A 22,742-nucleotide genomic window follows, 5' to 3' on the forward strand; every position below is an offset into this window, starting at 1 on the left:
ATAGGGGATAGCTAGGATGACTAAATCCGAACTGATCGAAAAACTCGCCACCAGGCAGTCGCAACTGTCGGCGAAAGAGGTTGAAGGGGCCATCAAAGAGATGTTGGAGCAAATGGCGACGACATTGGAAGGCGGAGATCGTATCGAGATCCGTGGCTTTGGTAGCTTCTCGCTTCATTATCGTGCACCTCGTACCGGCCGCAATCCCAAGACAGGTACCTCTGTCGAATTGGATGGCAAGTATGTCCCGCACTTTAAGCCAGGCAAAGAACTGCGCGAACGGGTTGATGCTGTTAATCAGTGATTAATGCCAATAAAAAAAGCCTCCGTCAGGGGGCTTTTTTGTGCCTATTGAAAGGCAAAGCTGGTCAGCTCAGTAAATTTCTTGGATAATCATCGTATTGAAACGCGTGTAGGGAGTGTGGCGTGAAATCATTTGTCGCAACTGTGTTGGTGGCCTTGTTATTCTTTCTGGCATTGATCTTCGGCGCCCGCAACGAGCAGCTGGTGACCATCAGTTACTTTGTCGCTCAGGGAGAGTACAGATTACCCGTGGTGCTCGCCTGTGTCTTCCTGGCCGGCTTCGCCATCAGTTGGTTATTCGCCTTCTATTACATCACCCGCATGAAGCTGGCATTGAGGGCCGCCAGGAAAAGAATCCAAGTCTTAGAGGCTAAGGATCCCAAGGACACGGCAGCTTAATATGCTAGAGATCCTCTTTCTGTTGTTACCCATAGCCGCCGGATATGGCTGGTATATGGGGCGACGGAGCATAAGACAGAATCAGACCAATCAGCGTAAAAAGCTCAGCCGGGATTATTTCACCGGTCTGAATTTCCTTCTGTCCAACGAATCGGACAAGGCCGTCGACCTCTTCATCAGCATGTTGGATGTCGACGACGAGACCATAGACACACACCTTGCCCTCGGCTCGCTGTTCCGTAAGCGTGGCGAGGTCGACCGCTCCATCCGGATCCACCAAAACCTGATCGCCAGACCCAGCCTGACCAACGATCAGCGCGATGTCGCCATGATGGAGCTGGGCAAAGATTACCTGGCCGCCGGTTTCTACGACAGGGCCGAGGAAATCTTTCTCAACCTGGTCAGCCAGGAAGATCACAGCGAAGAATCCGAGACCCAACTCATCGCCATCTACCAGGTCACCAAGGAATGGCAGAAGGCGATAGACATCACCAAGCGGCTGAGCCGCAAGCGGCAACAGACCCTCAAGCCCATCACGGCGCATTTCTACTGCCAGCTGGCCGATGAGGCGACGGATAAGGCCGACAAGCTGAAGAAGCTGCAACTGGCGCTGAAACAGGATGCCGCCTGTGGCCGGGCCCTGTTGTCCCTGGCCAAGGCGTGCCTGGAGAGCCAAGACTACACCCAGTGCAAGCAGATGCTGCAGGCGCTCAAGAGTGCCGACATAGATCTGTTCGGCGACGCCTTGGCCACGGCCAAACAGGTCTACCGTGACACTCAGGATGACGAAGGTTATCAGGAGTTATTGGCCGCTGCCATGGTTGCCGGCGCCGGCGCTTCTGTGGTGGTGGCATTGGCGCAGCACCTGATCGCCAAGGGCGAGCCCAAGGCCGCCGAGACCCTGGTGCTGGACTCTCTCTACCGTCACCCGACCATGAAGGGGTTTCAGCACCTGATGCAGATGCACCTGCGTCAGGCGGAAGATGGCCAGGCCAAGCAAAGTTTGACTATGCTTGAACACTTGGTCGAGCAACAGATCAAGTACCGTCCTGGTTATCGCTGTAAGGAGTGTGGTTTCCCATCCCATGCGCTTTACTGGCATTGTCCTTCCTGCAAGAACTGGGGCAGTATCAAGCGAATACGTGGACTCGATGGTGAATAGCGCAAGACATGCCTGCAATTAACGACAACATACAAGATATCCCGCTGGAGACAAGATGATAGACAAGACGACAGACAAGCCCATTCTGGTAGCCCTGGATTATGATGATAAGGCGGCCGCCTTGCAGTTGTGTGACAAGTTGGACCCTGCCATGTGTCGTCTCAAGGTTGGCAAGGAAATGTTCACCCTGTTTGGGCCGCAATTGGTCAGAGACATTCATGACAGGGGCTTCGACTTGTTCCTGGATCTCAAGTTTCATGACATTCCCAATACCGTCGCCAAGGCGGTAGCGGCCGCGGCCGAGCTTGGCGTCTGGATGACCAATGTCCATGCCAGCGGCGGCCTGGCCATGATGCAGGCGGCCAAGGCCGCCTTGGCACCTTACGGCAAAGACGCGCCATTGCTGATCGCCGTCACTGTGCTGACCTCCATGAGCGATGCCGATCTCAAGCTTATCGGCATCGAAGTGCCGGCCGCGGAGCAGGTACTGAGACTGGCGGGTTTGACCCAGCAGGCCGGGCTCGACGGCGTGGTGTGCTCGGCGCAGGAAGCGAGCTTGCTGAAATCCCGGTTTGGCCGTGAGTTCAAGCTCGTCACCCCGGGGATCCGTCCCGTGGGCAGCGAGGTGGGTGATCAGCATAGGGTGATGACGCCGCCACAGGCCATAGCGGCAGGCTCGGATTATCTGGTCATAGGCAGGCCCATCACCAAGGCAGCCGATCCACTGGCGGCATTGAATGCCATACATAGATCATTGAGTTAGGCAGCCGCTGTCGGTCAGGGCATTGGGCCGCTAGACTCATAGCTGGCGGTAGGGACAAGGGACAAGGAGACTGAGATGTTTGATTACCAAGGTAAGAAAGTTGTCGTCATAGGCGGCACCAGCGGCATCAACCTCGCCATCGCATTGGCCTTCGCCGGGGCCGGCGCCAGCGTCGCCGTGGCCAGTCGCAGCCAGACCAAGGTCGATGCCGCCTTAGCCCAGTTGCAACTGGCGAATCCGAACGGTCACCATCTCGGGGTCAGTTTGGATGTGCGCGATCTCGAGGGCCTCAAGGCCGGCTTTGCCGACATAGCCGCGGCCTTCGGCCACATAGACGTGCTCGTCAGCGGCGCCGCCGGCAACTTTCCCGCGAGCGCGGCCAACCTGTCGGAGAATGGCTTCAAGTCTGTGATGGACATAGACTTGCTCGGCAGTTTCCAGGTGCTCAAGCAGGCCTATCCCCTACTCAGGCGGCCCAAGGGCTGCATAATACAGATCTCGGCGCCCCAGGCTTTCATCGCCATGCCGATGCAGGTCCATGTGTGTGCCGCCAAGGCCGGGGTCGACATGCTGACCCGCACCCTGGCGATGGAGTGGGGCGCCGAAGGCTTGCGCATCAACTCCATAGTGCCTGGCCCCATTGCCGGGACCGAAGGTTTCAATCGCCTGGCGCCGGGTGAGAAATTGCAAGCTCAGGTGGCCCAGAGCGTGCCGCTCAAACGCAACGGCACAGGGGATGATATAGCCAATGCGGCGCTGTTTCTGGCATCGGATCTGGCGAGCTATATCACGGGGGCTGTGGTGCCGGTCGACGGCGGCTGGTCTTTGGGTGGCGCCAGCAGTGCCATGGCGGCATTGGGGGCTTTGGCGGCCAAATAACTGTGATAAAATAGCGCACAGCGGACACAAATAGTTTATTGAGATAGGTAATAAAGATGGCCAATGCATTACAGGAACAGCTGCTCAAGGCTGGGCTGGCGAGTAAACAGAAAGCACGGGACGTGAAGACCCAGAAACGCCGTGACAAGAAATCCAAGGTCGACGATGGCTCGGCGGCATTGAAGCAGGAAATTGCCGCCCGTAAGCAGCAGCAGGCCGAGAAAGATAAGGCGCTCAACGAACAACGTTTCCGCGAGGCGAGCGAGAAGGGCCAGGTGCGGGGACTCATCACAGAATTCACCAAGTTTGCCATCAAGCTCCCCAGTCATGCCGAGGTCAAGTTCAACTATACCCTGGAGAATAAGATTTACTCCGTCTATCTGGATGACAAGTTGCAAGGCGAATTGCTCAAGGGGCAGCTGGGCATAGTCAGGTATGAAGACAAGAGCTACCTGGTGCCCCATAAATTGGCGGAGCGGGTTAAGCTGTTGGTACCTCAGTGGTGCGGTTATCTCTGGACCCAGGAGGATAACAGTCAGGCCCAAGTGGTCGAAGATGATCCCTATGCAGATTATGCCATTCCTGACGATCTCATGTGGTAAGACGCCGCCTCATATGAGGCTGATGCAGTAAGTGTGTCTCTCGAGCCCCGGGTATTCCCCGGGGCTTTTCTTTTAGCGCGGCTCATTCTGTGCGGCTTGCCGGATTGCGTTATGGACTGAACTGGTATAAATTAAAACAACTGTTTAAATCTCCCGTTTGAGAGCCGAAGGATGAATCCATACCAAGCCCCATTGACCGACATGCGTTTCCTGTTAGAACAGGTCTTCGCCGCGCCCGATACCTGGGCGGCCTTGCCCGCCGTTGCCGAAGCCGTCGACCTGGACACAGCGCTGGCCATCCTGGAGGAGGCGGCCAAGATCAGCAGCGAGCTGATCCACCCACTCAATCGCAGCGGCGATGAGCAAGGGGTGTTGCATCAGGGCGATAAGGTGATAACCCCGGATGGTTTCAAGGCCGTGTATGAGCAATATTCCCAGGGCGGCTGGGTCGGCCTGTGCGGCGAGCCGGAATTCGGCGGCATGGGCATGCCCAAGATGCTCGGCGTCCTGGTCGACGAGATGGCCTACAGCGCCTGCAACGCCTTCACCCTGTACGGCTCGCTGACGGCGGGCGCCGCCCTCTGCATCAAGGCCCATGGCAGCGAGACACTCAAGCAAACCTATCTGCCCAAGCTCTACTCGGGCGAATGGTCGGGTGCCATGGACATGACAGAGCCCCAGGCCGGCTCGGATCTGCGCAACATACGCACCCGCGCCGTGCCCCAGGACGATGGCAGTTATCTCATCAATGGCAGCAAGATCTTCATCACGGGTGGCGATCATGACCTGACAGACAATGTGATCCACCTGGTATTGGCAAAATTGCCGGGATCTCAGGGCATTTCCCTATTCCTGGTGCCTAAGTTGACCGTCGATGCCAAGGGTGAGCTCGGCGGCAGCAACGGCGTCAGTGTCGGCGCCATAGAACATAAGATGGGCCTGAAAGCCTCGGCCACCTGTGTGATGAACTTCGACGATGCCAGGGGTTACCTGATAGGCGAGGCGGATCGCGGCCTGGTGTGCATGTTTACCATGATGAACTATGAGCGTCTGGCGATAGGTATCCAGGGGCTCGGCAGTGCCCAGGCCGGCTATCAGATGGCGGCAGATTACGCCAAGGAAAGACAACAAGGGATTGCCGCCGGCGGCTCTCCCACCGGCAGCACCTCGGATCCTATCCTGGTGCATGGCGATGTGCGGCGCATGCTGTTGACCATACGCGCCATGACCGAGGCCGGTCGGGCGCTGGCCGTCTATACCGGCCAGCAATTGGATCTGGCCAAGTATGGCGAAGGCGAGCTGCAGGCCAGGGCGGCGGCGAATGTCGGCCTGCTGACACCGGTTGCCAAGGCCTTCCTCACGGATCGGGGCCTGGATGCCACCATAATGGCGCAGCAAGTGTTTGGCGGCCATGGCTATATTCGCGAGACAGGCATAGAACAGCTGGTGCGTGATACCCGCATAGCGCAGATCTATGAGGGCACCAACGGCATCCAGGCGATAGACTTCCTCGGCCGCAAGACCACGGGTGACGATCTGGCGGCCCTGACGGCCTTCGTTGGCGATCTGCGGACTCAGATTGGCGATCTCAGCCGGGTCGAGCCGGCCCACAAGCAGGCAGTGACTGAACGCCTGGATAGCCTGCTCGCTGCCGCCGACTATATCAATCGGCATAAGCGCAGCCAGCCGGCATTGGTGAATGCCTGCGCCGTCGATTTTCTCGACGCCTTCGGTTATAGCCTGTACGGTTTCTACTGGCTGCTGATGGCGGATGCGGCGGCGGTTCATCCGGACCCCGACTTCGGCGCGCAGAAGCGCTATCTGGCGAATTTCTATTTCGACAAGCTATTGCCCAAGGCAGACTGGCATCTGGCTCAGGTCAATGCGGGCGACAGCGCCATCATGGCGATGCCGGCAGAATTCTTCTGATCTTTGGCCCTGACCGAAAAAGCACTCGTTAGAGTGCTTTTTTATGTCGGCGTGAGCGGCTGGCGCTGTTGGCTGGGTCATTCGGCCGCCGGCTGACCCAGTTGCTTGTCTTGCGCCTTGCCTGGGCGCTCGGCTTCGACCTTGCCAAGACGTCTGTCATGTCCATCGTCATGCTCCAACGAGTCGATCAACCCCTGCAGGAATAAGGCGCCGAATGGGGCCTGCTGTTGCTGCTTCGCCTGGGGGCTGAGGCCATTCTCCAGCACCACCACCAGATAATCTCTGTTGGCCCCCAAGCGCACGAAACCGGCGAGATTGGCGACCCCCTGCATGGAGCCCGTTTTGGCGATGACATGTTGTTTCAACGGCGCCCTGGTGTAATGCCTGCCGTATCTGAGGGTGCCGCTGACCCCGGCCACAGGCAAGGAATCGAGCAAGTCCTTGAAGCGGGCGTCTGTGTACATGAGGCCGAGCACGGCGGCGAGTTGGCTGGCGCTGAGCAGGTTATAGCGCGACAGGCCCGAGCCATCGACGAGCTGGGCGCCGGAGAGATCTATGCCCAGGGCCGTGAGTATCTTGCGCATGGCGGCGACGCCGTTGTCGAAATTTCCCGCCTGATGGTAGACACTCTCGCCCAATTGTTTCAGCAGACTGTCGGCGATGAGGTTATCCGAATCGAGCAGCATGGTATCGAGCAGCTCGGGCAGCGGCGCCGAGCTATGACTGGCGAGCAGGCTGACGTCATTGGGCAGGCGTTGCAACAATCCCAGTTGACCGCTTAAGCTCAGTCCTTGAGCCTGACTCAGTTGCAGCAGGGTTTCCTGGGCAAACACCCCGGGATCTGTGACGGCGATCGCCAGGGGCAGGGGTTGCCGGCCCTTATGGCAGCCACCGATATGGTAGCTGTTGTTCGCCAGTCGCTGCAGCGCCAGGTTGCAGAAGGGCCGCCTGGCCTGGGTGTCGAACACGGCATCGCTGCTGATGCGCACCGGCAGATAGTCGGCGAATCTCACCCTGCTTGGAAGGCTGGCCGGACTGCCGGTCTGACCGCCGCCATGGCTGGGCTGCAGCTGTCCCTGGATGCAGTTCTTGTCTATGATGAAGCTCGACACAGGGGCCGCAAAGCAGATACCGAGATCGTCCCATACCCAACCCGGCGCCTGCAGTTGTGCCTGCTTGCTGCCGACCAGATAGATATTGCCTTGGATGCGTTTCAGGGCCGGTGTCAGAGCCGGTGCCAGTGCAGGTGTCGGAGTCTGGCTCCTTGGCCCTGTGACTTGTTTGAGCAGCAACCGCAGATCCTCGCGGGTCAGGCTGGGATCGCCGCTGAAACTGATGTAGAGGTTACCCTCGAGTATGCCTTTCCTCGGCAGGGCATCGGCATAGATCTGGGTCTGAAAGCGAAAGTTTCTCCCCAGCTGCGCCATGGACGCCACGGCGGTCAACAGCTTCTGGGTACTGGCGGGCAGCAGCAGAGTGTCGGCATTCTGGCTGAGAATGGCTTCACTGTGTCCGGCTGCCATTGGCCTTACCAGGAGTGCCGTCTGCGACTGGGGGGGATTGATGGCGCTCAATAACCGGCTTAAATCCGGGGTCGAGCCTGCAGACGCCCAGCCGCTGCTCAGTGCCCAGCCGAGGATGCAGGCCGAGGCCAGAGTCCGGGGATGCTTTGGAGTCACATTATTGTCCCTGTTGGTTTGTTATGTCATGCCGGCTGGTCTGTTGCCGATTGGCGCGGCGTCATTGTTATCTCAGTTTCCCTGGGTCGAATGCCTTGAGTGTAGCCTGAAATGCCCGTCCGGGAGAGTGACATTTTCCTTACCCGGACGCCGGCGGCGGCTCAACTTGGGGCCATCCGGCTACTGCGGCGGGCGGCATGGCTATTTTACAAGCAAAACCACGGTCTTATCCTGCGCTTTAGCGAGAAAAGCCTTGCCCGCGGCCGGTGAAGTCGGTAATTTCTATCCCCTCATGATTCTCGGTAGTGATTTTCTATTCGACGACGTCGGTGACGGCCACGCTAGAGCCTGTGCCTGCGCCTAAGGAAACGTTTCATGCCCCATATACGAATGCGTGGTTTGCCTGAAGAGGCGGTCGCAGGCATCAGCCGGCATCTGTTGGATGAATTGGCGAGCCTGTGTGGCGCCAAGGCGGAAAATTTTACCCTGGAGTGGATCCCCAGCCGCAGTTATCGCCACGGCGAGCTTGAGCTTGGCTTCACCCAAGTCGAAGTGCTCTGGTTTCCCAAAGACAGGCAAACACATCACAGGGTGGAGCAGGTTATCAGACAGGCGGTCGGCCGGGCGCATCCCGGACTCGAACGCCTGGCGGTGATGTTTGTCACCCTGGATCCCAGTGCCTACTACCGAGACGGTCAGCATTTTTAAGGAGGATACCTTGCTCGAGAAGCTAGGTGGAATACCCATACAGGCCAGTGCATTAAACTGGCTGTTAACACCGGGCCAATTTAAGGCCGAGCTGCTGGCGCGCATCGCCAAGGCAACCAAGGCCATCACCCTGGCCGCCCTTTATCTCGAAGATGATGAGGCGGGGCGGGAGATTTTGGCGGCCTTGATGGCTGCCAAGGCTGCCAATCCGGCGCTGGACATCAAGGTGTTGGTGGATTTTCACCGTGCCCGTCGTGGTCTGATCGGCCATAAGGGCGATTCGGGTAACTATCTCATGTACCGCAGTGTCATGGCGGCGGCCGAGCACCCGATCGAGATCCTGGGGGTGCCGGTGAAGTCCCGTGAATTCATGGGGGTGCTGCACCTTAAAGGTTTCATCATAGACGATGCGGTGATCTACAGCGGTGCCAGCCTGAACAACATCTATCTGCAGCAACAGGATAAATACAGGTTCGATCGCTATCATCTGCTCGAGTCGGCCGAACTCGCCGCCAGCATGCGCGCCATGGTCCAGACCCATCTGGTGCAAGATACGGCTGTCAGTTCCCTGACCCAGAGCGCCGCCGATGAAGTCCTGCCGCCCAAACAGGAGGTGCGCAGCCTTAAGTTGCGCTTGTCCCAGGTGCATTATGACTTCGAAGCGGCGCACTCGGGCAACAGAGTCACCCCCTTGCTGGGACTGGGGCGCAAGCACAATGCACTGAACAGGGTCGTGCTGGCCTTGATCGACGAGTCCAGGGAGTCACTGTTCATCTGCACTCCTTATTTCAATCCGCCTTACATCCTGGTGCGGGCGTTGGCCCGGCATCTGCGCAAGGGAAAACGCATAGACATAGTGGTGGGTGACAAGACGGCGAATGATTTTTATATTCCGCCGGAGCGGGAATTTTCCACCATAGGCGCCTTGCCCTATATGTATGAGCAGTCGCTGCGAAAGTTCGCCAAGCGGCACCAGTGGGCGGTCGATTCCGGGCAGCTCAACATCCACCTGTGGCGTCATGACAGGAACAGTTTCCATCTCAAGGGCATCAGTGCCGACGGCAACAAACACCTGATCACAGGCTCCAACCTCAATCCCAGGGCCTGGGCATTGGATCTGGAAAATGGCCTGCTGTTGCAGGACGAAACCGGCAGCTGGCGGCAGGGGTTCGCCGAGGAGCAGGCCCATATACTGGAGCATACCCAGCGCCTGTATCACTACAGCCAAATAGAGACGCTGCAGAGCTACCCGGCGCCGGTGAAGAAGCTGATGAACCGCATTCGGCGGCTCAAGGCGGATTTTCTGCTGCGTCGCATCCTCTGACCCAAGTGCATTCCGGCATTGCGGCCCTTGAGCGCCGCGGTGCCTGCAGTTTGGCTATGCTTGTTGAATACAGCGAATAGATCGACAGCATCACATTCAGTGACATAGATTCAGTGACATAGATTCAGTGACATAGAAGGCCAACATGGCAGCAGCACACTCGGTTCATCGCCTCTACCAGCATCGCAAGGCGCTGTCGACCAAGCCCTATGGCGCCAGGGGGAAAAACCTGGTCCGTTGCCAGCAATGCCTGATGGGCCAGGCCTTCTGCATCTGTAGTCATCGCAAGCCGCTGCTCAGCGGCGCCAGTTTCCTGTTGATCATGTATGACGATGAGGTGTTGAAACCGAGCAACAGCGGCAGGCTGATCGCAGACTTGATCCCCGATACCCACGCCTTCATCTGGTCGCGGACCCAAATTGCCCCTGAGCTGCTGGCGATACTGCAAGATCCCCAATATCGGCCCTACCTGGTGTTTCCCGGCGAATATGCCCACCCAGATCAGCCTGTGCTGAGCCGGCTGCCGGCGCCCCGTGCTGCGGCGTCGGGGACAGAGCCTGCAACAGGGCCTGCAACAGACTCGGCCGTGTCCCGGCCCTTGTTTGTCATGCTCGATGGCAGCTGGCGCGAGGCGATAAAAATGTTTCGCAAGAGCCCTTATCTGCAGCACTTGCCCATGTTGTCTTTCGATGCCGGCACAGTGGCGGCCTATGCGCTGCGCAAGGGCAGTCGTGACTTCCAGTTCGGTACCGCCGAAGTGGCCGCCATGGCGCTGGCGGTCATGGGGGAAGCGGCTAACGCCAGGGCACTGAACGCCTGGTTCGACTTATTTATCGAGACCTCGCTGTTATGCCGCAACAGGCGCAACCATGCCCAGTTGCAGCCCCTGACAGAGTACATAGAGGCGTTCGAACAGGCCCATGCCACGGCACAAGAGGCCCATGCCTTGGCACGATAGGGCTCAGGGGATGAGGCTGTTGAGATAAGTGGCCAGTTGGCCTGGGAAAGTGCCCAGGCCGACGATGAGCAGTATCACCAGGCTGCTCAGCAAGGTTTCTGCCAGGCCGGTCTGCCTCATGGGCAGGCTCACCCCATAGGCAGCCGCTGCCTTCCCGAGATCCCGGGGTTCACCCCGGCGCTCGAGCATCACCATTATCACCCTGAGGTAGTAGAAGAGGCTTATGACGCTGGCGATGACCAGGACATACAGCAGCCACCAGAGCTGCCCGGCGACGGCGGCACTGAGCAGGTAAAACTTGCCGACGAATCCCAGGGTCAGGGGCACACCGGCAAAGGATAGCATGAGGATCGCCAGCGCCGCGGCGGTCAAGGGCTTATACCAGAACAAACCACTGAGCTGCTCCAGGCGACTGATGTGCCGCAGACGCAACAGGAGCGAGAAGGTCGCCGTCAGCGTCAGCAGGTAGGCGATAAGATAGAAGAGCAGTGCCTCGGTCACCAGGCCCATGCCGGCATTGATGCCTGAGCCGGCATGCAGGGGTGAGGTCGCTATTGGCGCCTGGCCGGCCGACTCGGGGCGGCCGAGCAGCAAGAGCGTCAGCAGCAGATAGCCGAAATGGGCGATGGAGGAAAAGGCCAGCAGTCTGAGCAACTGCCGCTGTTGCAATGCCAAGATATTGCCCAGCAGCATGGAGGCGGCGGCCACCAGGGCGATGAGCTGCATCAGCAAGGGATTGTCATACCAGAACGCCATACCGAACAGGCGCCACAGCAGAATAAAACTCGCCAGCTTGGAGAGCACGGCCAGCAGCGCAGTGCTGGGCAATGGCGCCCCCTCGAAGATGTCCGCCGCCCAGAGATGACATGGCACCAAAGACAGCTTGAACATCAGCCCCGTGATGATGAACACGGCTGCCGTGATGCCATAGGCCGATACCTGTGGCTCCTGCGACACAGGCGTGAAAACAGCGTCGAACGCCAGGCTGCCGCTCTGCAGGTAGAGCAGTGCCATGCCCATGAGGATGAGCGCCGAGGCGAGCGAGGACAACACCAGATACTTGATCCCGGCCTCCAGGCTGTCAGACAGGCTTGCCCTGTAGGAGATTAAGCCCACCAGCGACAGGCTCATCAGCTCCAACGCCAGGAAGAAGCTGGCAAAGTGATTGCTGGCCAGCATGGCCCAACCGCCGAGGCCGGCGAGCTGAAACAGCAGATAATATTCCTCCTTGGGTTCCTCCTGGCCCGCCAACCAGCCGGGCATTTGCGCCCAGAGAAAGATGAGCAGCAACAAGAGCAGCAGACTCAACAGGGTATTGATGGCGTCGAAGTGGAATAGGCTACCCGAAGCGGCAGGGGCCTGGAGCAGGGCAAGTTGTGCCAGGGCGGCGAGGACGAGTCCGGCGCCCGTGATGGCAGCCGCCAGTGCATGGGAGCGTTTGACCGAGATGGTTAGCAACAACAATAGCGAGGCGGCCGTGATGATGATCCCCGGCAGGTAATGGGGCGTGATTCCTGCCCCGGTTTCCTGGCTGAGATAGGTGAACAGCTCGATACTCATGAGGCAGCCTCCAGCAGCGCCGACAGGACGGCGTTCAGTTCGCTCAACAGGGGCTGAGGATGCAGCCCAAGCCCCAGCAGCGCCAATGCCATCATCGCCAGGGTCATGGCTTCCCTGGCGTTGAGATCCGCCGGGATGGCGCTTGTGCCTGCAGCCGCGGCCAAAGTGCCGCTGGGCGGCGTCTGTGAGTCGGGACCGGTCGAGGCCAGCGCCCCGGCGGCCCTGGGCAACAGCAGCTGGCCCCAGAAACTTTGACTGATCATCCGCAGGCAATAGATGGCGCCCAGGACCAGTCCGGATGCCGCCAGTATGCTGAAGCCGGCATGCTGCTCGAATCCGCCCAGCAGCACCAGAAACTCGGCGACAAAATTGCCCAACCCAGGCATCCCCAGGGCGGCGATGGCGAAGAAGAGTCCCATGGCGCTGAGCCTGGGAAGGCATTGCCATAGGCCCCCGAGCTTATTGAGATCCCGGGTATGCAGCCTATGCTGCACCATGCCCACCAACACGAACAGCGCCGAGGTGCTCACCCCATGGGCCAGCATCTGCAGCATCACCCCCTGCAGGGCGAGCAGATTGAAAGAGAAGCATCCCAGCAGCACGAAGCCCATGTGGCTGACGCTCGAATAGGCCACCAGGCGTTTCATATCCGTCTGGCTGAAGGCCATCACGGCGCCATAGACTATGCCTATGACCGCCAGGGTCAGCATCAGCGGGGCAAAGTAGTGGCTGGCGCTGGGAAACAGGGGCAACACGAAGCGCAGCAGGCCATAACCGCCAGTCTTGAGCAGCACGGCGGCCAGGATGACGCTCGCCGGGGTCGGCGCCTGGGTATGGGCATCGGGCAGCCAGGAATGGAAGGGGAAGGCGGGCAATTTCACCAGAAAGGCCAGGATGAAGCCGAGGCAGATCCACCTGGCCGATGCCGAGGTGATGGGCGCGGCCAGCAGGCGTTGGTAGTCGAAGCTGAGCAGACCCGTTTGCTGATAATGCACCAACACCAGGGCTATGATGCTCAGCAGCATCAGCAGGCCACCGGCCTGGGTAAAGAGGAAAAACTTGATGGCCGCATAACGGCGATTCTCATGACCCCAGATGGCGATCAGGAAATACATGGGCACCAGCATCACCTCCCAGAACAGGAAGAAGAGCAGCATGTCCATCGCCAGGAATACCCCGAGGATCCCGGCCAGGCTCCAGAGAAAGTTAAAATAGAAGAAGCCCTTATACTCAACGATCTCTTCCCAGGCGGAGGATAGGGCCACCAGGCCCATCAACAGCGTCAGCAACACCAGCAGCAGACTTATGTTGTCCAATGCCAGGTGCAGCTGGATGTTAAACCTGGGGATCCACTCCCAGGCGACATCCTGCAGCCAAAGGCCATACCGCAGCCCGGCCGCAGGGTCGGCAAGCACTTCCGGCAACAGCAACCCCAGGCATGACAGCAGGGAAACCAGGGCTATCCAGGCCGGCAGCCTGGCGTCGAAGCGCTCGGCATACCAGGCCAGGGCGCCACCCATGAGTGGGAGCAAAATGAGCCAGAGTAAGATCATCCCAGTATCCCCCAAGCTATGCCGGCCAGGCAGAAGAGAATGATGCTGGCGGCGTAGCCGCGCAGTTGGCCCGTTTGCAAACGACCGGCCAGGCGGTGCAAGGCACAGGTAGTGCCGGCGAGCAGGCCATAGCCTTTGTCGATGACATCATGGCGATTGAGGTGGCTGAGGCGCACGAAGGGATCGACAAACAGCCTCAAGTAGAGGGTATCCATGCCCCAGCCACCGCGCAGGAATAGCACCCAGGGTGTCAGCCTTGGGCCGCTCGGACGCGTGAACGCCCCAGTGCTGAACAGCCACCAGGCGAGTCCTATCCCCAGCAGCGGCAGTAGCAGCGGCAGCCAGTGCTGCAGCGGGCCAAGCTGTGCCTCTGGGGTGGCAATCGATCCCGGCAGCAGCACACTCAAGCCCCGGGGTTCTATGCCCCCCAGGAGCGCCAGCGCCGTCAAGATCAGCAATACCCAGGTCATGCTCCCGGGCAAGTCGTGGCTGAGCTGGGTCTGCTGGCGACCGAAGAAGATGAGGTAGAAGAGTCTGGCACTGTAGAGCGCCGTGATGAAGGCGCCAGTCACCGCCGCCAGCCACAGCAGAGGATGACCCGACTCGGCGGTCTTTTCGAGGATCATTTCCTTGCTGAAGAATCCCGAGGTCATAGGCAGGGAGGCCAGGGCGGCGCAGCCGGCACCGAAGGCGACGAGCAGCAGCGGCTGCTTGTTCCACAGGCCGCCCATCTTGAGGATGTTCTGTTGGTGCTGCAGGCTGTAGATGAGCGAGCCCGCGGCCAGAAAGAGCAGGGCCTTGAAGAAGGCATGGGTCATCAGGTGGAAGATCGCCGTGGCGGGCGCGCCGATCCCCAAGGCGAGGAACATGTAGCCCAGCTGGCTCATGGTCGAATAGGCCAGCACGCGTTTGAGATCCGTTTGCACCAGCGCCGAGCCGGCGCCGAGCAAGAGGGTCAGGCAGCCTATGGTGGCGATCAGCAGCAGCACGGCCGGGGCCAGCTCGAATAGGGGGTAGTTTCTGGCCACTAAGTAGACACCCGCGGTCACCATGGTCGCCGCATGGATCAGGGCGCTGACCGGGGTGGGGCCCGCCATGGCATCGGGCAGCCAGGATTGCAGCGGCAACTGTGCCGACTTGCCGACGGCGCCGGCGAATAGCAGCAGGCAACTCAGGCCCAGCAGCGGCTCCCCTGTGGCCCCGGCACCCAGGAGCTCGGTGGCTGCAGTTTGGATCTCGGCGATGTTCAGGCTGTTGAAGCGATAGAAGAGCAGGAATAGCCCCAACATGAGCGCGGTATCGCCGATCCTGGTCATGAGGAAGGCCTTGTTGGCGGCGGCGTTATTGGCCGGCACCTTGTACCAGAAGCCGATCAACAGATAACTGCATAGGCCAACGCCTTCCCAACCCAGATACAGCAGGAGCAAGTTGTCGGCCAGCACCAAGATCAGCATGGCGGCGACGAATAGGTTCAGGTAGGCGAAGAAGCGGCTGTAGTCGGGATCGTCGCGCATATAGCTGGCGGAGAAGAGATGGATCAGCGCGCCGACCCCGGTGATCACAGAAATCATCACCAGCGACAGGGCATCCAGGTACAGGCCCAGGCCTATCTCCAGTCTGCCTGTGGTTAGCCAGGTGCCGAAGGAGGCGGTCTCGACGAAGCGCGTCTGTTGCCACAGCAGTAGCTGCAGGCCGACGACCAGGATGGCGCTGAGCATCACAGAGCCGACGCCCAGGATAGCCGTGGTGCGTTTGCCGGGCTGCAGCAAGACCAGGGCCAGTGAGCTCAGCAGTGGCAAGAGGGGGATGGCGAGCAACATAGTGTCCATATCAGTTCCTCGTCTGGGACATTTTCTGTGGGTCTGGGTCTGGGTCCGGTGCCGTGGCTCTTGGCCTCATGATGTCCGGAGCGACCTTTGGGCCTGCGGCTATGGCGTCTGCCTTAGACAGGCGCCCAGCCGGCATGGCAGTCTGTGGCAGTGCCGGCCCTGGCATGTCCGAGACTCCGCCCGAATCCTGGGCTGCGGCATCCGTGAGTTCATTGAGGGCGTCGACATCCAGGCTCGAGAGGCCGAGGCGGCCATGGACCTGTTGGCGGTGCATGCGTACCACCAATGCCAGTCCCAGGGTGACTTCGGCGGAGGCGAGGGTCAGCACCAGCAGGTACAAGATCTGGCCGTCGTTGTTGCCGTGATAGCCGGCGGCGCCGATGAAGAGCAGGGCGATGGCATTGAGCATGATCTCGATGGAGATCAGCATGAAGATCAAGTTACGCCGGCTCAGCAGGCCAAAGACCCCGATGGCGAACAGGGCGAAGCTCAGCAATAAGACCCTCTCTATGCTCATCTTGGCTCCTCGTCGCTGGTCTGCTTGCCAGTGCCAGTGTCAGTGCCAGTGCATGGCATCGGCCGGGGCTCGGCTACGGTCGCTGTCTCCGGGGCCGCCTGTGGCAGGCGGGAGACATGTATGGCCGCCACGAGCGCCGCTAACAGCAAGAGTGCCGCCAGGACAACCAGCAGCAGATAGTCACCGAACAGCAGCCGGGCGAGGGCCTTGACGGAGATGTCGCCAGGCGCCACCAAAGCACTGGTGGCGCCGGCCCCGTCGCTCAGGGCGCCAGTTGCCTGTGCCTGCATACCATATTCGGGGGGCAGCTGGGTGATTACCACCAGCAGCTCCAGCAGCAAGACTGCCGAGAGCAGCAAAGGGCCACGGGCCATGTTGAAGTAAAACAGCCTGCGTTCCTCGGACAGGCTGAGCTCACCCCTGTGCAGCATCATGGTGACGAAAACGAACAGCACCATGATGGCGCCGGCATAGATGATCACCTGCAGCGCCGCGGCGAAGGGCGAGCCCAGCATGAGGAAGATCAATGCCAGGGCAAGCATCATGGTGAGCAAGTAGAGCAGGGCATGCACGGCATTGTGGGCGCTGACGGTCAGCAAGGCGGCCAGCAGGGCGAGCCCGGCGGCGACAATAAACAAGGACTCCATCATGGCAACAGGCTCCGGGTATCTATCGGGGCCCGCTCACCCACGGCGGCGCCCTTTCCCTTGCCGGCGATGGCCTTGCCGCTATGACGATAGAAGTTATAGTCGTGGTATTTCCCAGGCCCGCTGATCAGCAGGTGTTCCTTCTCGTACACCAGGTTCTGTCTGTCGTATTCGGCCATTTCGATGTCCGGGGTCAGTTGAATCGCATGGGTCGGACAGGCCTCCTCGCAGAGACCGCAGAGGATGCAGCGGGAGAAGTTGATCCTGAAGCTCTCGGCCAGCCAGCGGCCATCCGGGGCCTCGGTCTTCTGCACCGAGATGCAGTCGACGGGGCAGGCGACCGAACAGAGGTTGCAGGCGACACAGCGCTCCTCGCCGTCGGGATCCCGGGTCAAGACGATGCGGCCCCGGTATCTGGGGGCCAGGTAGGGCTTTTCCTCAGGGTACTGGACCGTATCAGCCTTGGTGAAGGTATGTCTGAAGACAGTAATTAAGGTTCTGATTTGGCTTAACATAAATCGCTCCTCATGATTTGCCTCAATGACCGACAGACAGTTGCCACAGGGCACTGAGCAGCAGATTGACCAGCGCCAACGGCAGGAGTACGGACCAGCCGAAACGCATCAGCTGATCGTATCTGGGTCTGGGCAGTGCCGCCCGCAGCAGGATGAACAGCAAGACGAACAGGCTTGTCTTGAGGATGAACCAGGCCAGTGGCGGCAGCCAGGGGCCTTGCCAACCGCCTAAATAGAGGGTGCTGATGAAGGCCGAGACGAAGATCACCCCCAGGTATTCACCGATGAAGAACATGCCGAACTTCATGCTGGCATACTCAGTGTGGAAGCCGGCGACTATCTCGGTTTCGGCCTCCGGCAGATCGAAGGGCGCCCTGTGGCTCTCGGCGACACCGGCGATGAGAAACAGCACGAAGCCCAGGGGCTGACTGAGGATAAACCATTGCTCCTCCTGGGCCGCGACTATCTCGTTCAGGCTGAAACTGCCGCTGAGAACGACTATGCCCATCAGCGCCAGTCCCATGAAGACCTCATAGGACAGCATTTGCGCCGCGGTCCTCAGAGCCCCGAGCAGGGCATACTTGCTGTTGGAGGAGAAGCCGGCGAGCATGACGCTGTAGACGGAGATCGAACTCAGGGCGAGCACGAACAAGAGGGCATTGTCGAAGCTGGCGATCTGTATGTCCGGGGCGAAGGGAATGATGGCGAACCCCAGCAGCATGCTGATCATCAGGATCATGGGTGCCAGCACGAACACCACCTTGTCGGCGAACGGCGGGATCCAGTCTTCCTTGGTAAATATCTTTATCATGTCGGCGACGACCTGCAGCAGGCCGAAGGGGCCGACCCTGTTGGGTCCGAGTCTGTCCTGCCATAGTCCCAGGATGCGTCGTTCCAGCCAGGTCGACCAGGCCGCCGCCAGCAGGAGCAAGACTAAGATCACCAGTGGGGGGATGAATTGGCTCAGACTAGTCATGCTCGCCTCCCTGTGTCCCATGGGGACCCGCAATGACCCTGGCAAGGTGCCCCAGTCGCATGAAGACGGGGGTCGGCACCAACAGCTGCTCCCTGGCCACGGCGGCATCCAAGGTGCAGCTCAGGCAGACGTCGGCCGACTCACAGTCCTCGGGACTCGGATAGCGACTCAGGCGTATGTCATCGCCCTGGACCAGGCCCAGCTTGTCGGCAGACTCAGGATGCAGACGGACACGGGCCTCGGGCATGGCGGCGCGGATGGCGTCGCCCAGGCAGGCCAGCTCGGCGTCGGCATAACGATTGGCATCGGGTGCCAGCGGCCAGACACCGGCGGGCAGAACGTCAGCAGACTGAGCGGCAACAGACTGGGCGGCAGTGGTTGCCTCAGGCGCTGACACTGTGACGGGAATGGACCCCGGCTCTGTTTGACTGAAAATGCAGATGCCATGGCGCCAGCAGTCGCTTGCCTGGGCATCAGCTCCCGGGTCTGCACCCGGTGCCGGAACTGTCCCTGGTTCCGGCGGCCCTTCGGACAGGCCGAGGCCGCTATCTTGGGGGCTTTGCAGCAGTGCAGTGCGGAGACTGCCCGCCTGATCCGAGTTCCACTTGGGGGACCAGGCATCGGCCGGCAACACAGAGATGATTTGCGTCTGCGCCTGGCGAAAACCTGCGACCCCTTCCATGGAATAGGCATAGGGACTGTTTGGGTCGGCAGGGGGTTGCGGCTCCCTGACATGCTGGCCGGCATGGATCGCGGTTCTGGCGCTGGCTCTCAGTGGTTGGCGGGCGATGGGAAAGGGCGACAGCGTCTTGAACTCCAGGGGGGCGGCGAAGGCATTGATGGCGGCCAATGCCGGCAGTGCTTGTGCCACCCAGGCGATCAGTTCAGATCTGCCGCGCGGCTCATCCTGAGCTTGTGTTTGAGTCTGAGTCTGTGTCTGAGTCTGTGTCTGAGTGTGTGCCTGTTGCTCCCGTGCCTCGCTGAGCCATTGCCAGGCCTGGGCGCGGCCCTCGATGGCCGGCATGGCAGCGAAGGAGAATTGCAACCTGCCTTCGGCGCTCAGCCAGCAGCCCTGGGACTCGGCGAACGAGCTGGCGGGCAACAGGAGATCCGCCATCTGCGCCGTGGGCGTCAGCTGCTGCTCTATGACTATCAGCTGTTTTACCCTGTCCAGCAGCTTATCCAGTCGGTCTTTGTCGCAGTAACGATAGAGATCTGTCTCCAGTATGATCAGCGTCTCAATCGGTTCGTCGGCGAGTCGGGACAACAGGGCATCTATGCCCAGGGGGCTTGGCGTCAGTGATTGGGCCTGGGCTATCAGGCCGAGGAAGAGATCGTTGGCGTGCCGGGTGACGCCATAGAAACCCGTTTGGTCCTTGTCATGTTGCGGCCGCGCTTGCAGCCGCTCGGCAATCTCCAGGCATAGGCGCAGCAGTTCCGGCTCGTTGCTCTGGGTGCCGCAGATGAGCACAGGCCTTCGGGCCGCGAGCAGATCTGCGACTATCTCGCCGGCCTGGCCGGACAGTGGATCCGGGTCAATCTGAGTTTCTGTATGGGTTTCCGTAGGGGGCGTCTGCGTCAGCAGCGCCAACACGGCCCGCAACAGCCTTAGCTGCCCCTCGAGTGGCAAGACTAAGTTTTGTGTGGCGACATCGGCCAACTCTGTCTCGTGGCTGGCGAGGATATGCAGCGGCGAGCGCAGGCTCTGGGTCAGGTTGCGCACCGCATCGTCCTGCCATATCTGCACCCCAAACGTCAGAGCCTTGGCCTTGCCGGCGTTGCGGCTCATCTGCCGCAACGTCAGAGCCAGCCTGGGGGCCGTATGACTTATGTCTTCGGCTATGATGAAGGCCGCATCCGAGGCTTCAATATCTTTCATGCTGGTTGGCTTGACCCGTCCTTGGCTATAGGCGTCACAGAGCTGCCTCAGCATGGCGGCCTGGGCATCAGGCACCCCGAGGTAGAAGTTGTCTTTCCCCACCAGTCGCAACAGGGCGGCGTTATTCTCTATGGCGCTGCGCGCCGAACCCAGGGCGATGCAGCCCGCCTTGGTCTGGGTGTTATCTGTTTCACCTTGGTGTGAACTATTTTGATTGATTATCTCGGTAAGCAAGGCTTTGGCGGCCTTGGCGCCGAGTCTCTCGGTCGCCCGTTCGGCGTTGTTGCGTTGCAGCGGCTGCTCGAGTCTCCGGCCCAGGTTGACATGCTCGTAGCCGAAACGGCCGAGATCACAGAGGAAGTGGCCATTGATGGCGGCGTGGTATCTGTTGCTGATCCTTCGGACCAGACCGTCCCGTTCGCCGACATTGATGTTGCAGCCCAGGCTGCAGTTGCTGCAGATGGCGGCGCCCGTCTGCAGATCCCACTTGCGCACATAGTGGCGCGAATAGGGCTTGTCGGTGAACACCCCGGTCGGGCAGATCTCCGCCAGATTGCCGGCGAAGGGATTGGCGAGCACCCCAGACTCGGCGCGGCCGAAATAGAGGTGGTTTTTCGAGCCGAAGACATCCAGATCCGTGCCGCCGGCATAGTCGCGGTAGAAGCGCACGCAACGGTAACAGGCGATGCAGCGGTTCATCTCATGGTTGAGGAAGGGCCCCAGCTGCTGGTTTTTATGGGTACGCTTGGTACCTGGATAACCGCGCTTGATGTGGCCGCTCATGAGTGTCATGTCCTGCAGGTGGCAGTTACCGCCTTCCTCGCACACGGGGCAATCATGGGGGTGATTGGTCATCAGGGCTTCTATGTTGGTCTTGCGGAATTGGCGCGCCGTTTCCTGTTGCAGCGAGACGCGCATCCCTTCGCTGGCGGGGATCATGCAGGCCATCACCAGCCGGCCGCTGTCGTCTTCGTCATTCTGATATTGGATGACGGCACACTGGCGGCAGGAGCCGACCGACCCCAGCGCCGGGTGCCAACAGAAATAGGGCAAGTCCAAGCCCAGGCTGACACAGGCCTGCAACAGGTTTTCGCCGGCATCTACCTCATAGCGGCAGCCATCTATTATGATGCCGACCCGGTCGGCCTTTGTGTTGTCGGCCATGCTTTTGTCAACCTTGTGTTTGTCAACCATAGTGCTGTTCCCCCGCGGCAGAATGGTTATAGGGGCAGCAACCCTGGGTGATGTGGGCTTCGAAGTCTGCCCTGAAGTACTTGAGGGCGCTCTGCAGCGGCTCGACGGCGCCCGGGGCGAGGGCGCAGAAGGTGGTGCCGGGCGCGGCGAAACGGCATAAGGCCTCGAGTTGGTCGAGATCTTTGGCTTCGCCCAGGCCGGATTCCAGCTTATTGAGCAGTACTTCGGCCCAGGGCAGGCCGTCACGGCAAGGGGTACACCAGCCACAGGATTCCTGAGCGAAGAAACGGATCAGGTTGAGCACCATGGCGACCGGGCAATAGCTGTCATCCAGTACTATCAGGGTGCCGGTGCCCAGACGGCTGCCCTGACGGCCGACGGCATCATAATCCATGGGGGTGTCCAGATGCGCCTGGGTGAGAAAGTCGGTCGAGCCGCCGCCGGGCAGATAGCCCTTGAGCGAGTAGCCGTCACACATGCCGCCGGCATGGACTTCGATGAGCTCGCGGATGGGGGTGCCCATGGGCAGTTCCCACAGTCCAGGGCGTTTGACCCTGCCACTGACACCGAAGATCTTGGTGCCGCTGTCTTGGCCCAGCCCTAGACTCAGATACCAGTCGACACCGAAATTGATGATGTGGGGCAGGTTGCAGTAGGTTTCGACATTATTGACTATGGTAGGTTTGCCCCACAGGCCGGCGACTTGGGGGAAGGGCGGTTTGGCCCTGGGATTGGCACGCTTGCCTTCCATGGCATTGATCAGCGCGGTTTCCTCGCCGCAGATGTAACGCCCGGCACTGGTGTGGATATGGATCTTGAACTTGGCGTTAAGGGGACCGAGGGCCGGGTTTTCGAGGCAATGGGCCTGCCATTCGGCCAAGGCGGTTGTGAGCCGCTGCTGCGCCAGGTAATAGTCGCCCCTGAGGAAGATGTAACCCGTGTCGGCGTCGAGGGTTTGTGCGGCGATCAACAGGCCTTCGATGATCTGGTGGGGCGTCTGTTCCAGCAGATACCTGTCCTTGAAGGCGCCGGGTTCCATCTCGTCGGCGTTGACTATCAGGTATTTTGGACTGGGGGCGGAGGCTCCCCTGGGCATGAAGCTCCACTTGAGGCCTGTGGGGAAACCGGCGCCGCCCCGGCCCCTGAGTTTGGAGGCGGTGATCTGCTCCAGCAGCTGCTCCTGGCTCTGGCCAAGCGCCTTCTCCAGTCCCCGATAGCCGCCCTGGGCAAGGTAGGCGGCCAAGGTCCAGCAGGCCTCACCCGGACGAATGAAGCGGGTCAGGGGCTTGGTTGGCGGCGCGGTATCCACTGGCGCATTATTCATAGGCTCATCACTAACAGGCTCGTTGCTCACAGGCTCATCATT

General features: G+C 60.1%; 20 protein-coding genes. 10 read left to right on the top strand and 10 right to left on the bottom strand.

Annotated features, from left to right (window positions below; translation table 11 throughout):
* Window positions 1-16 precede the first annotated feature (16 nt).
* From ihfB to HC757_RS01390, 7 genes are all read left to right on the top strand, one after another.
* Window positions 17-304, top strand: coding sequence for an integration host factor subunit beta (gene ihfB, locus HC757_RS01360; RefSeq protein WP_169562459.1), 288 nt, complete (start codon window positions 17-19; stop codon window positions 302-304).
* 122 nt (window positions 305-426) lie between these two features.
* Window positions 427-702: a LapA family protein gene (locus HC757_RS01365; protein ID WP_169562460.1), complete on the top strand. Its 276-nt coding sequence runs from the start codon at window positions 427-429 to the stop codon at window positions 700-702.
* A 1-nt stretch (window position 703) separates the two neighbouring features.
* Window positions 704-1,864, top strand: coding sequence for a lipopolysaccharide assembly protein LapB (lapB, locus tag HC757_RS01370; protein WP_169562461.1), 1,161 nt, complete (start codon window positions 704-706; stop codon window positions 1,862-1,864).
* A 55-nt stretch (window positions 1,865-1,919) separates the two neighbouring features.
* A complete protein-coding gene (pyrF, locus tag HC757_RS01375; RefSeq protein ID WP_169562462.1) occupies window positions 1,920-2,627 on the top strand; it encodes an orotidine-5'-phosphate decarboxylase in 708 nt (235 codons plus the stop codon).
* A 75-nt stretch (window positions 2,628-2,702) separates the two neighbouring features.
* Window positions 2,703-3,506: an SDR family oxidoreductase gene (locus HC757_RS01380; protein WP_169562463.1), complete on the top strand. Its 804-nt coding sequence runs from the start codon at window positions 2,703-2,705 to the stop codon at window positions 3,504-3,506.
* Between the two features lie 56 nt (window positions 3,507-3,562).
* Window positions 3,563-4,108: a DUF2058 domain-containing protein gene (locus tag HC757_RS01385; protein WP_169562464.1), complete on the top strand. Its 546-nt coding sequence runs from the start codon at window positions 3,563-3,565 to the stop codon at window positions 4,106-4,108.
* A 171-nt stretch (window positions 4,109-4,279) separates the two neighbouring features.
* Complete coding sequence (locus tag HC757_RS01390) at window positions 4,280-6,037, top strand: acyl-CoA dehydrogenase C-terminal domain-containing protein (protein WP_169562465.1); 1,758 nt, start codon at window positions 4,280-4,282, stop codon at window positions 6,035-6,037.
* A 77-nt stretch (window positions 6,038-6,114) separates the two neighbouring features.
* On the opposite strand, the gene dacB is transcribed toward HC757_RS01390, so the two are convergent.
* Window positions 6,115-7,716: a D-alanyl-D-alanine carboxypeptidase/D-alanyl-D-alanine endopeptidase gene (gene dacB, locus HC757_RS01395; RefSeq protein WP_169562466.1), complete on the bottom strand. Its 1,602-nt coding sequence runs from the start codon at window positions 7,714-7,716 to the stop codon at window positions 6,115-6,117.
* A gap of 375 nt (window positions 7,717-8,091) precedes the next feature.
* Here dacB and HC757_RS01400 point away from each other — a divergent pair, with 375 nt between their 5' ends.
* The 3 genes from HC757_RS01400 (at window position 8,092) to HC757_RS01410 (ending at window position 10,706) form a co-directional block, all read left to right on the top strand.
* Window positions 8,092-8,424, top strand: a complete 333-nt coding sequence (locus HC757_RS01400; RefSeq protein ID WP_169562467.1) for a DUF1904 domain-containing protein — start codon at window positions 8,092-8,094, stop codon at window positions 8,422-8,424.
* 10 nt (window positions 8,425-8,434) lie between these two features.
* Complete coding sequence (gene pssA / locus HC757_RS01405; protein ID WP_169562468.1) at window positions 8,435-9,748, top strand: CDP-diacylglycerol--serine O-phosphatidyltransferase; 1,314 nt, start codon at window positions 8,435-8,437, stop codon at window positions 9,746-9,748.
* A gap of 145 nt (window positions 9,749-9,893) precedes the next feature.
* Entirely contained in the window at window positions 9,894-10,706 is an 813-nt protein-coding gene (locus HC757_RS01410; protein WP_169562469.1) for a tRNA-uridine aminocarboxypropyltransferase, read from the top strand.
* 3 nt (window positions 10,707-10,709) lie between these two features.
* Here HC757_RS01410 and HC757_RS01415 read toward each other — a convergent pair whose 3' ends face one another.
* Genes HC757_RS01415 through nuoF form a run of 9 tightly spaced genes read right to left on the bottom strand, consistent with a single transcriptional unit; the run spans window position 10,710 to window position 22,700 of the window.
* Complete coding sequence (locus HC757_RS01415) at window positions 10,710-12,266, bottom strand: NADH-quinone oxidoreductase subunit N (protein WP_211164220.1); 1,557 nt, start codon at window positions 12,264-12,266, stop codon at window positions 10,710-10,712.
* Entirely contained in the window at window positions 12,263-13,819 is a 1,557-nt protein-coding gene (locus HC757_RS01420) for a complex I subunit 4 family protein (protein ID WP_169562470.1), read from the bottom strand. Before HC757_RS01420 ends, HC757_RS01415 begins: the two co-directional genes overlap by 4 nt.
* Window positions 13,816-15,648: an NADH-quinone oxidoreductase subunit L gene (gene nuoL / locus HC757_RS01425; RefSeq protein WP_169562471.1), complete on the bottom strand. Its 1,833-nt coding sequence runs from the start codon at window positions 15,646-15,648 to the stop codon at window positions 13,816-13,818. Before nuoL ends, HC757_RS01420 begins: the two co-directional genes overlap by 4 nt.
* 1 nt (window position 15,649) lies before the next feature.
* The gene (gene nuoK, locus HC757_RS01430; RefSeq protein ID WP_169562472.1) at window positions 15,650-16,165 is read right to left on the bottom strand and encodes an NADH-quinone oxidoreductase subunit NuoK; all 516 of its coding nucleotides are present in this window, start codon (window positions 16,163-16,165) and stop codon (window positions 15,650-15,652) included.
* Window positions 16,162-16,815 carry an NADH-quinone oxidoreductase subunit J family protein gene (locus HC757_RS01435; protein WP_211164221.1) on the bottom strand — a complete coding sequence of 218 codons (654 nt, stop codon included), beginning with the start codon at window positions 16,813-16,815 and terminating at the stop codon, window positions 16,162-16,164. The genes nuoK and HC757_RS01435 overlap by 4 nt, the downstream gene beginning before the upstream one ends.
* Window positions 16,812-17,327 carry an NADH-quinone oxidoreductase subunit NuoI gene (nuoI, locus tag HC757_RS01440; RefSeq protein ID WP_169562473.1) on the bottom strand — a complete coding sequence of 172 codons (516 nt, stop codon included), beginning with the start codon at window positions 17,325-17,327 and terminating at the stop codon, window positions 16,812-16,814. The genes HC757_RS01435 and nuoI overlap by 4 nt, the downstream gene beginning before the upstream one ends.
* 22 nt (window positions 17,328-17,349) lie before the next feature.
* Entirely contained in the window at window positions 17,350-18,303 is a 954-nt protein-coding gene (gene nuoH / locus HC757_RS01445) for an NADH-quinone oxidoreductase subunit NuoH (protein ID WP_169562474.1), read from the bottom strand.
* Window positions 18,296-21,346, bottom strand: a complete 3,051-nt coding sequence (gene nuoG / locus HC757_RS01450; RefSeq protein WP_169562475.1) for an NADH-quinone oxidoreductase subunit NuoG — start codon at window positions 21,344-21,346, stop codon at window positions 18,296-18,298. Before nuoG ends, nuoH begins: the two co-directional genes overlap by 8 nt.
* Window positions 21,347-21,368: 22 nt before the next feature.
* Entirely contained in the window at window positions 21,369-22,700 is a 1,332-nt protein-coding gene (gene nuoF, locus HC757_RS01455; RefSeq protein ID WP_169562476.1) for an NADH-quinone oxidoreductase subunit NuoF, read from the bottom strand.
* Window positions 22,701-22,742 lie beyond the last annotated feature (42 nt).

The organism is Shewanella salipaludis, from assembly GCF_012911865.1.
GTDB classification, from domain to species: Bacteria; Pseudomonadota; Gammaproteobacteria; order Enterobacterales; family Shewanellaceae; genus Shewanella; species Shewanella salipaludis.

Bases quoted from the DNA above. Each gene is read 5' to 3' on its own strand.
- ihfB (WP_169562459.1), top strand. From the start codon at position 17: ATGACTAAATCCGAACTGATCGAAAAACTCGCCACCAGGCAGTCGCAA.
- lapB (WP_169562461.1), top strand. From the start codon at position 704: ATGCTAGAGATCCTCTTTCTGTTGTTACCCATAGCCGCCGGATATGGC.
- pyrF (WP_169562462.1), top strand. From the start codon at position 1,920: ATGATAGACAAGACGACAGACAAGCCCATTCTGGTAGCCCTGGATTAT.
- HC757_RS01380 (WP_169562463.1), top strand. From the start codon at position 2,703: ATGTTTGATTACCAAGGTAAGAAAGTTGTCGTCATAGGCGGCACCAGC.
- HC757_RS01385 (WP_169562464.1), top strand. From the start codon at position 3,563: ATGGCCAATGCATTACAGGAACAGCTGCTCAAGGCTGGGCTGGCGAGT.
- HC757_RS01390 (WP_169562465.1), top strand. From the start codon at position 4,280: ATGAATCCATACCAAGCCCCATTGACCGACATGCGTTTCCTGTTAGAA.
- HC757_RS01400 (WP_169562467.1), top strand. From the start codon at position 8,092: ATGCCCCATATACGAATGCGTGGTTTGCCTGAAGAGGCGGTCGCAGGC.
- HC757_RS01410 (WP_169562469.1), top strand. From the start codon at position 9,894: ATGGCAGCAGCACACTCGGTTCATCGCCTCTACCAGCATCGCAAGGCG.
- HC757_RS01415 (WP_211164220.1), bottom strand. From the start codon at position 12,266: ATGAGTATCGAGCTGTTCACCTATCTCAGCCAGGAAACCGGGGCAGGA.
- HC757_RS01420 (WP_169562470.1), bottom strand. From the start codon at position 13,819: ATGATCTTACTCTGGCTCATTTTGCTCCCACTCATGGGTGGCGCCCTG.
- nuoL (WP_169562471.1), bottom strand. From the start codon at position 15,648: ATGGACACTATGTTGCTCGCCATCCCCCTCTTGCCACTGCTGAGCTCA.
- nuoK (WP_169562472.1), bottom strand. From the start codon at position 16,165: ATGAGCATAGAGAGGGTCTTATTGCTGAGCTTCGCCCTGTTCGCCATC.
- HC757_RS01435 (WP_211164221.1), bottom strand. From the start codon at position 16,815: ATGATGGAGTCCTTGTTTATTGTCGCCGCCGGGCTCGCCCTGCTGGCC.
- nuoI (WP_169562473.1), bottom strand. From the start codon at position 17,327: ATGTTAAGCCAAATCAGAACCTTAATTACTGTCTTCAGACATACCTTC.
- nuoH (WP_169562474.1), bottom strand. From the start codon at position 18,303: ATGACTAGTCTGAGCCAATTCATCCCCCCACTGGTGATCTTAGTCTTG.
- nuoG (WP_169562475.1), bottom strand. From the start codon at position 21,346: ATGGCCGACAACACAAAGGCCGACCGGGTCGGCATCATAATAGATGGC.
- nuoF (WP_169562476.1), bottom strand. From the start codon at position 22,700: ATGAATAATGCGCCAGTGGATACCGCGCCGCCAACCAAGCCCCTGACC.